An 8,020-nucleotide genomic window follows, 5' to 3' on the forward strand; every position below is an offset into this window, starting at 1 on the left:
CATTTACAACTGATTAATCATCATTCAGTTTGCAATCTGGAACCCCTTGCGGAGCGAAAAAGAAACCCAAGGGATATCAACCCCCTCCGGCCGATCGGCCAGGAAATAGCCCGGTCACGGTTATTTCGCTTATTTTGGTAATTTATAAATAAAGTGATAACTCTAAATTAATCATTAATTACCCAGTTATTGTTTATGCCGATTTTAATTTGTAAGAAATCACAACCGGCCCGCGGGTTGTTATTGAAAAACGAGCTGACTATACTGCGCCGCCTCGAATACAGGAGTGCAGGAAATATTAATAACTTTCATGGATGAAAGAGTTCAATCACACGCAGTTCACACATCAGGACAGATAATCCATGAACAAGTTTAACAGTGCAGTTGCCCTCTCCCTGCTCGGTCTCACCCTCAGCGGCGCCGCGTGTGCCGAGGGCTGGTATCTCGGTCTGGATCTCACCACCTCCAAAATGGATCTGGATGGCGTGGCCCAGCGAGCGCACGACGCCAACATCATCGACGACCAGCTCGACGGTGGCAGCCTGATCGTCGGCTACCATCTCAACGACTGGCTGGCCATCGAAAGCGGTCTGCATGCCCAGCGCATGAGCCAGCTGATGTGGGTCACCAGCCCGGGCCTGACCGGTTTCACCGACACCACCATCGACACCCGCAGCATCAGCCTGGCCGCCAAGCTGAGCCAGCCGCTGGCCTGGGGCTTCAGCGCCTATGCCAAGCCGGGCGTGGCCTACACCAGCACCGAAGTCGAGATGATCGGCAACGGCACCATCCTCGGCATGAGTGGCCAAATGCGTCGCAGCGAGACCAAAGGTACCGTTCACCCCAATCTGGAAGTGGGCATCGACTACGCCTTCAACGACCATATCTCCGCCGGGATCGGTTACGAGCGCCAGTTCAACGCCATGACCCTGGGTGACGATCACTACTCCCTCGACACCCTCAAGCTGGGCATTCGCTACCACTTCTAAGGCGGCCGCGATCCCATGCAAAAGGGCCGCAGGTTTCACGCCTGCGGCCCTTTCCATTTGCCGTCCCACGCTCAGCAGATCCGGTTCTTGCCCTGCAGCTTGGCCTGATAGAGCGCCCGATCGGCACGCACCATCAGGCTCTCCTTCTGCTCATCCGACTCATACTCCGCCAGCCCGAAACTCAGGGTCGCCGAGCCGTGAGGGCAGATCGTCTCGCGCTGCAACAACAGCTGGAACTTGCTCGCCACCAGTTGAGCCTCGGCATGACGGGTATTGGGCAGCACCACCATAAATTCGTCACCGCCCCAACGGGCCAGCAGATCGATCTCGCGAATATGGCGGCGGATCAGCGCCACTATGTTGATCAGGGTCTGATCCCCGGCGTAGTGGCCATAGCTGTCGTTGATCTGCTTGAAGTTGTCCACGTCCATGGCGATCACCGTGAAGGGCTGATGGAAGCGGCGTGCCCGCTCGCACTCCAGCTGCAACGCCCGCTCCAGCCGATAACGGCTGGCGGCACCGGTCAGCGCATCGGTCTCCGCCAACTGGCGATTCTCGTCCACCTTCTGTTGCAACTCATCGTTGAGGCGCGCCAGCTCGGCGGTGCGCTCGGCGATCAACTGCTCCAGCGAGTGGTTGCGCAGCTCCAGCTGCTCTTGCAGCAGCTTGCTGGCGTGGATATTGCGATGGGCGCCGATCATCCGCGCCACCGAGCCATCGGGATTGCGGGCAATAATGTGGCCGCAATCCTCAATCCAGAGGTAACTGCCATCCCGGGTGCGGCAACGATACTCGGCGCGATACTCATGGGCGCTGCCATTGAGGCAGAGATCGAACTTCGCCATCACCGCCGCCATATCGTCGGGATGGATCACGCTCTCCCAGGTAAAGACGGTATTGCCAAGGGAGTGCGGTTCATAGCCCAGCATCTGATACCAGCCAGGATTGCGATAGACAAAGCCGGTATTGGCATGCCAATCCCAGATGCCATCGCTGATCACCTCCAGAATCCCGTGCACCACAGACTCGCTGAGGTCGGAGATCCTGACCGGATCACTCTCTTTGCCCATATGAACTCATCCTCTCTTCTTGCCTGCGTCACTCTTGCTTGCCCACCAAACGGCCTTGTCGAGTCGGCGTGAAGCGCTACCTTGGCACACGGCGAAAATCCTGTCAGCCAGAATGCCACTCTCCCCCTGCTATCCGGTTATCGGCTGTTCGCACTGCATGCTAAATGGGCCGTTCAGGGCGTCAGCAAGTGTGGCTCAAGTGCAACCCATTTGTTGACCAATACACAGGGGCAGCCGTGATGGGGAGTAGACAGAAGGGAAATAGGCAGAGCGTCTACGTAGGGTGTAATAAGCGAAGCGCATTACACCTTTTGCCAGCTCAATAGAAGCGGTGCAATTCACTTCGTTCTTTGCACCCTATCCACCCTCACCCTGCCCTCTCCCGGAGGGAGAGGGGATAAAGCAGCATCGGAAATATGATCGCCAGCCGTGTAGGTTCGATTAGAGAAACTTAATCTGGGCGCGGGAACGAGATTATCCTCTTATTTAGTTGCTGGAGAGCGGTTGGCGGTGAGGGGATAGAAAAATAAGATTTTTCTGGATATACCTTGTAGCTCTCCAGGTATGACCCAGCCTCATTAACCCGAGTTTTCACCCATACCTCACCATAATCCCGAATCCGTTCCTTTCCAAGCTTTTTATTACTGTAACAAATATTAAACCAGTACCCAGTATGTTTATCTTTTATCTTTAATCCTGCCTCACAATGCCCGTATTTACCTTTGGATGGTCCGGGGTGAACCACTTTATATTCCGTGTCATAACTAATTATTTTATCTGGATAAAAATAGACGTACATATCATAGCCACTCCATGACGATATAAACATCATAAAAAAACAATAACCAAAGGCTTTTGTGATATGTTTTAATGCGTCGCGACTGGGACACCGAAAAGCAGTAAATATCGCACCAACCAATCCAAACAGCGCACTGATAGTAATATAGGTGAGCAACTCTGGAACCGCGTCAGCAATCACTGTCTTATCTGACAAAACCCATTGAAATAATATGTTTGCCAGCCATATAAAACACAAAAATATAACACCAGCACCAAGCAATTTTGCTTTGCGCTGCTCGTTTTCAAAACTATAAATTGTCATTTTACTGCCTGATTTATCATTAAAAAAAGAACAGCATTCGACAATTTTGCATGATAAATATGAGCGGTGCAATTCACTTCGTTCATTGCACCCTACCCGATTTTACGAAATGGGCATTGTGTCAACCTGCTCCCCTCACCCTAGCCCTCTCCCGGAGGGAGAGGGGATCATCCAGCATCGGGGATATGGTGTTGGCAATAGCGTGTGAAGCGACGGAACCAAATCTCCCTTCTCCCCTTGCGGGAGAAGGGTCGGGGATGAGGGGCAGGAAAAAATAGATTACGCGGTAAACGTTGGGCTTCACTACGCTCAGCACCAACCTTCACAATCGGTAGGTTGGTGCTGAGCCTGCGAAGCCCAACATATAAGATTGATGAGAAATGGCATTCATAAATTATTGAATGTAAGTAGCAGCCATAGCATCTCATAATAACAAATCACCACAATATATTTAAGACTCGAACATCCTCATAAAGTTAAACCTAGACTTTCCTTTGACTGGTCTCAAATCAACAACACTTCTATATAAAAGACTATTCTCAACCCCAATAGCATGTACGCTTTCATCATCAACAAAATAATTATACTGGGCTATCCCCTGATTACTGAATACTTCAGGAGACAAAGGATATGTCGCATATGGATTGTGAAATACATATAGCCCATCAACAACTTTTTCATGATACTCCCTCAGGTCTTGTGACCTCTTCTCCGGAGTACCATATTGATCTATAGACCAAACGGTGTCGACCTTACAGCCACTAAAAAAATTATGCTTCATAGCGCTTAACTTTCCCCATGTTGCAGTACAGGAGAAAATTACAGCACTAACATCTTTCATCCGATCATTAGTGAATAATCCAAGCTGAATCTCAGCACCATTCTCCTTCTCTATAAAACCAAGTTTTTTAACAGGAGGTCCTTTTGGGTAGTTATCTGGATTATCTAAATATTCATCCTCATCAACATAATGATCATACAGAACAGAGCATATTGGTCTCGTATATTGCAAGTTAAACCAAGGCTGCTCAAATGGAGCTGCAGCTATTACAAATGGCTTCCCTTTTACATGTTCGAGATATTTATATTTATTAACATACAGTCGATATTTAGATAATATTGAGTTAGACAGTCTAACCATTGCTTCGTGATTTATTTTCTTGAACCTCTTGATGGACTCCATAGATTCTTTTGTAAAAGTTTTTTCCCACTCTTTTGCCTTGCCATCTGCAGAGTTAGAAACAACAGCCTCTACTATAAATTCACAATTTCCTTTAGCTAAGTGAAAATCAGGAGATGGATTCTGCCACTTGATAGAGAACCCTAACTCCTTAAAAACCCTATATAAATATACTTCCCAAAATGTTGAGTTAAATGTTGTTTGGAACTCTTTAACAATTTTTCCATCTCGGTCTATAAATCCATCAGCCCATTGAGAGAATATCTGTCTCTCTAAATGATAAGCATCATGTAAAACTGACTTAAAATTAACATGCTGTTTTTCATCAGGAACAATGATCTTGAAAAAATCCATTTTCCCCTTCTCCATAAAGAACACACGGTAAAATCTAAAATTCCTAACTATAAACTGAAATCAATTATTCACCCCCAACCTCTCCGCCAATCCGGAATAACGCTCGGTCTTTTTCCGTACCGCCTGTGCCAGCAGGGCGCGATCGCCGTAGAGATCGAGGCGGGACTTGGCGCGGGTGATGCCGGTATAGACCAGCTCGCGGGTCAGCAGCGGGCTGGGGCTGTCGGGCAGCACCAGCACGGTATGGGCAAACTCCGAACCCTGGGATTTGTGGATGGTCATGGCGTAGACCGTCTCGTGGGGCGGCAAGCGGCTGGGCAAAAGCGCCCGCAATGTGCCATCCGGCTGCTCAAACCAGACCTTGAGCCGCCCGGTTTCATCGGGCAGACAGAGCCCCATATCGCCGTTGTAGAGGCCGACCCCGTGGTCGTTGCGCACCACCATCACAGGGCGACCGGCATACCAGTCGCCATCGCGGGCGATCAGATCGGCCCGTGACAGGGCCAGTTCGAGCCGCTCGTTTAGCCCCTGCACCCCGAACGGGCCGTCGCGCAGGGCGCAGAGGATCTGGAAGCTGTTGAATGCCTTGAATACGACGGCGGGCGCTTCCCCCGCGCGGGCCGCCTTCAGATAGCTGCCGTAACCGGCAACCCCCTGGGCAATCAGGGCGTCGTAGGCCTCCCCGACCCAGGGGTGCAGGCTGATATCGGCAAAGCCCATGCCCCAGACAGCTTCCACCGCCGTGGCATCGCCGCTGTTGCAGGCGCGCGCCAGCTGGCCGATGCCCGAATGCTGATCAAAGCGCCAGCTCTTGGCCAGCAAACAGAGGCTGTCGCGCACCGGTGCCCCCGCGGGCGAGCCCTGCAAGCGGTAGCCGGTCTGGCGGGAGAGCCAATCCGCCTGCGCCGGGCTGATGCCCTGTTCGATAAAGCTGCAGATATCGCCGAGCACGGCCCCCGCCTCCACCGAGGCGAGCTGATCCTTGTCGCCGAGCAGGATCAGGCGGGCGTGGCTTGGCAGCGCATCGAGCAGGCGCGCCATCATCGGCAGGTCGACCATGGAGGCCTCATCCACCACCAGCAGGTCGAGGTGCAGCGGGTTGCCCGCGTGGTGGCGGAACTGGCTGCGCCCCGGAATGACCCCGAGCAACCGGTGCAGGGTGCCCGCTTCGGTGGGGATCGCCTCCACCCACTCGGGGGGCAGATCGAGGGCCTGCAGGGCAGAGCCGATACTCTCGGTGAGGCGCGCCGCCGCCTTGCCGGTGGGGGCCACCAGCCGGATCGCCGGGGCCTTGCCCGCTTGCAGGCCGGTCTCCACCAGAATGGCGAGCAGTTTGGCCACAGTCGTGGTCTTGCCGGTGCCGGGGCCGCCGGAGATCACCGCAAAGGGGCGCGCCGCCGCGGTGGCCGCCGCCAGCTTCTGGCCGTTGCAGCAGAGTGCCTCTGGCACCAGCACATCCAGTTTGATCAAGTCGCTCGCCGCCTGGGCGCTGGCGAGCAGCGCCTCGATGGCGGGCCAATCCACCTCGCTCGGGAACACCAGATCGAGATACTTCTCGATAAAGTGGCGGGCCGAGAAGTCGGGGACGAGGCGGGCTTTCAGCAGCGCCCCGAACACCAGAGCGTAGTCCCGGGCAAACAGCCGCGACAGGGCCGGAGCAATCTCCGGCCATTCGGCTCGCTCGCTCAGGGCGCGCAGATGGCGGGCTACCCCCAGTTCAAAATCGTGGTAGCGGGTGAGGTAGAGCCGCCCGTGCCACAACCGCAGCGGCCAGCGCGGAGCGAGCCCCTCATCCTGCTCGGTACCAACGAGCGGGCTTGCCGCAAACAGGGCGGGCCAGCGGGCAGGATCCGCCAGATCCAGCAGCAGATCCCGGCTCTGCTGGGGATCCAGCCCGAACGGGCGCAGGGATCCGGCAGCGAGCATCTCCAGCGGCAGACAGACATGGCCGCGCCCCAGCTCGAAGCAGGTGAGCGCCGCCCCCAGCACCAGCTCGGGGCTGCCGCCAAGGTCGGCCACCAGCCGGGCAAATTGCAGATCCAGCTGGCGGATGCGGCCAGCCAGCGCCAGTGTTTTCAACCGTTCAACCATCATTGCGCTGGTTGCGGTGCTGATCATGGTGCCGCTCATGCCTCTACCTCGTTTAATTCTGTTGATGACACACCGCCAGAGCGATCACCATTTCTAAACAACTCATCCAGTCCCAACACCAGCTCACGGCTCGGGCGGGTATGGAAAATGCCCCCCTGCGGCATGCCGCGCAGGAACAGATAGAAAACGCCGCCAAAGTGCTGCTCGAAGTCGTAGCCCGGCAGGCGCAGAGTGAGCAGCCGGTGCAGCGCCAGCGAGTAGAGCTGGTATTGCAGGTCGTAGCGGTGCTCCGCCATCGCCCGCTCCAGCGCCGGACGGCTGTAATCGGCGGGGCTCATGCCGAGGTGGTTCGATTTGTAGTCGAGCAGATACCAGCGCCCCTGCCACTCGAACACCAGATCGATAAAGCCCTTGAGCATCCCCTGCACGGTGGCAAAGCTGAGCGGCTTGTTGCCCCGCGACAGCGGGTCGTGCTGCTGGCAGAGGGCGGTCAGCGCCGGTGCCGTCACCCGCCCCATGGGCAGGAAGAACTCCAGCTCCACCTGTTTGCGCTCGGGGGCCAGATCCCTCAGCCGCACCGGCTCGCCAAAGCCTGTTTCCAGCGGGGTATCCAGCACCGCTTCGACCTGCTGTTGCAGCACCGGGGCCCAGCTCTCGTCGAAGCCATCTTGCGCCAGCAGGGTGGTAATGTGCTCTGCCAGCGGCTCGCCAGCGGCACTCTGAAAGTCGATGGTCTCGAACAGGCTGTGCAGCAGGGTGCCGGGGCGCGCCCCTTTCGGGAAGGTGAAGATGGAGGGCTGGGGAGCCTCCTCCGGTTGCTCGGAAGCCAATGCAGCCGCCTCGGTCACCACCTCGTCATCGAAGCCAGGATTGGCTAGTACGCCCTTGCTGTGGCCGTGGCCCTGCGCCGCCAGCCCGGAGTAGGAGCTGATCCACCAGTCCCGTTCAAGGGAACCGGTAAAGTGGCGCACCTGCGGCTCGCCCAACTGCTCCTCCTCTGGCGGCAACGGGGCCGGACGGGTGAGCGAGGGCTCACCGACGGCCACCCCGGGCAGCGCCTGTGCCAGCTCGGTGAGGGCGGTCGCCAGCGTCTGCGCATCCCCCTCTTCGCCCTTTTGCAGCAGGTAGCCGATGGCGGTGTGGTGCAGGTCGGTCTTCTCCGACTTGCCCGCCCCCGCCCGCACCGGTGCCAGCCCCAGCCAGGTGGCGTAGACGCCCCGGGTCAGCGCCACAT

6 protein-coding genes are annotated in these 8,020 nt (G+C 56.0%); 1 reads left to right on the forward strand and 5 read right to left on the reverse strand.

Annotated features, from left to right (window positions below):
- Positions 1 to 362 precede the first annotated feature (362 nt).
- Positions 363 to 989, forward strand: coding sequence for a porin family protein (locus AACS24_RS04630; RefSeq protein WP_108570526.1), 627 nt, complete (start codon positions 363 to 365; stop codon positions 987 to 989).
- Between the two features lie 71 nt (positions 990 to 1,060).
- On the opposite strand, the gene AACS24_RS04635 is transcribed toward AACS24_RS04630, so the two are convergent.
- The 5 genes from AACS24_RS04635 to AACS24_RS04655 all read right to left on the reverse strand — a co-directional run.
- Positions 1,061 to 2,059 carry a sensor domain-containing diguanylate cyclase gene (locus AACS24_RS04635; RefSeq protein WP_108570527.1) on the reverse strand — a complete coding sequence of 333 codons (999 nt, stop codon included), beginning with the start codon at positions 2,057 to 2,059 and terminating at the stop codon, positions 1,061 to 1,063.
- 451 nt (positions 2,060 to 2,510) lie between these two features.
- On the reverse strand, positions 2,511 to 3,161 hold the full coding sequence (locus AACS24_RS04640) for a hypothetical protein (RefSeq protein WP_108570528.1): 651 nt from the start codon (positions 3,159 to 3,161) through the stop codon (positions 2,511 to 2,513).
- A gap of 451 nt (positions 3,162 to 3,612) precedes the next feature.
- The gene (locus AACS24_RS04645; RefSeq protein WP_146181409.1) at positions 3,613 to 4,695 is read right to left on the reverse strand and encodes a hypothetical protein; all 1,083 of its coding nucleotides are present in this window, start codon (positions 4,693 to 4,695) and stop codon (positions 3,613 to 3,615) included.
- Between the two features lie 60 nt (positions 4,696 to 4,755).
- Positions 4,756 to 6,825 (reverse strand): exodeoxyribonuclease V subunit alpha, encoded by a 2,070-nt coding sequence (gene recD, locus AACS24_RS04650; RefSeq protein WP_108570530.1) that lies wholly within the window; start codon positions 6,823 to 6,825, stop codon positions 4,756 to 4,758.
- A partial coding sequence (locus AACS24_RS04655; protein WP_181364141.1) for a PD-(D/E)XK nuclease family protein occupies positions 6,822 to 8,020 on the reverse strand: 1,199 nt, incomplete at its 5' end. The genes AACS24_RS04655 and recD, both read right to left, overlap by 4 nt.

It is taken from the genome of Aeromonas sp. HMWF016 (assembly GCF_963878195.1).
Classification (GTDB): domain Bacteria; phylum Pseudomonadota; class Gammaproteobacteria; order Enterobacterales; family Aeromonadaceae; genus Aeromonas; species Aeromonas lacus.

Bases quoted from the DNA above. Each gene is read 5' to 3' on its own strand.
- AACS24_RS04630 (WP_108570526.1), top strand. From the start codon at position 363: ATGAACAAGTTTAACAGTGCAGTTGCCCTCTCCCTGCTCGGTCTCACC.
- AACS24_RS04635 (WP_108570527.1), bottom strand. From the start codon at position 2,059: ATGGGCAAAGAGAGTGATCCGGTCAGGATCTCCGACCTCAGCGAGTCT.
- AACS24_RS04640 (WP_108570528.1), bottom strand. From the start codon at position 3,161: ATGACAATTTATAGTTTTGAAAACGAGCAGCGCAAAGCAAAATTGCTT.
- AACS24_RS04645 (WP_146181409.1), bottom strand. From the start codon at position 4,695: ATGGATTTTTTCAAGATCATTGTTCCTGATGAAAAACAGCATGTTAAT.
- recD (WP_108570530.1), bottom strand. From the start codon at position 6,825: ATGAGCGGCACCATGATCAGCACCGCAACCAGCGCAATGATGGTTGAA.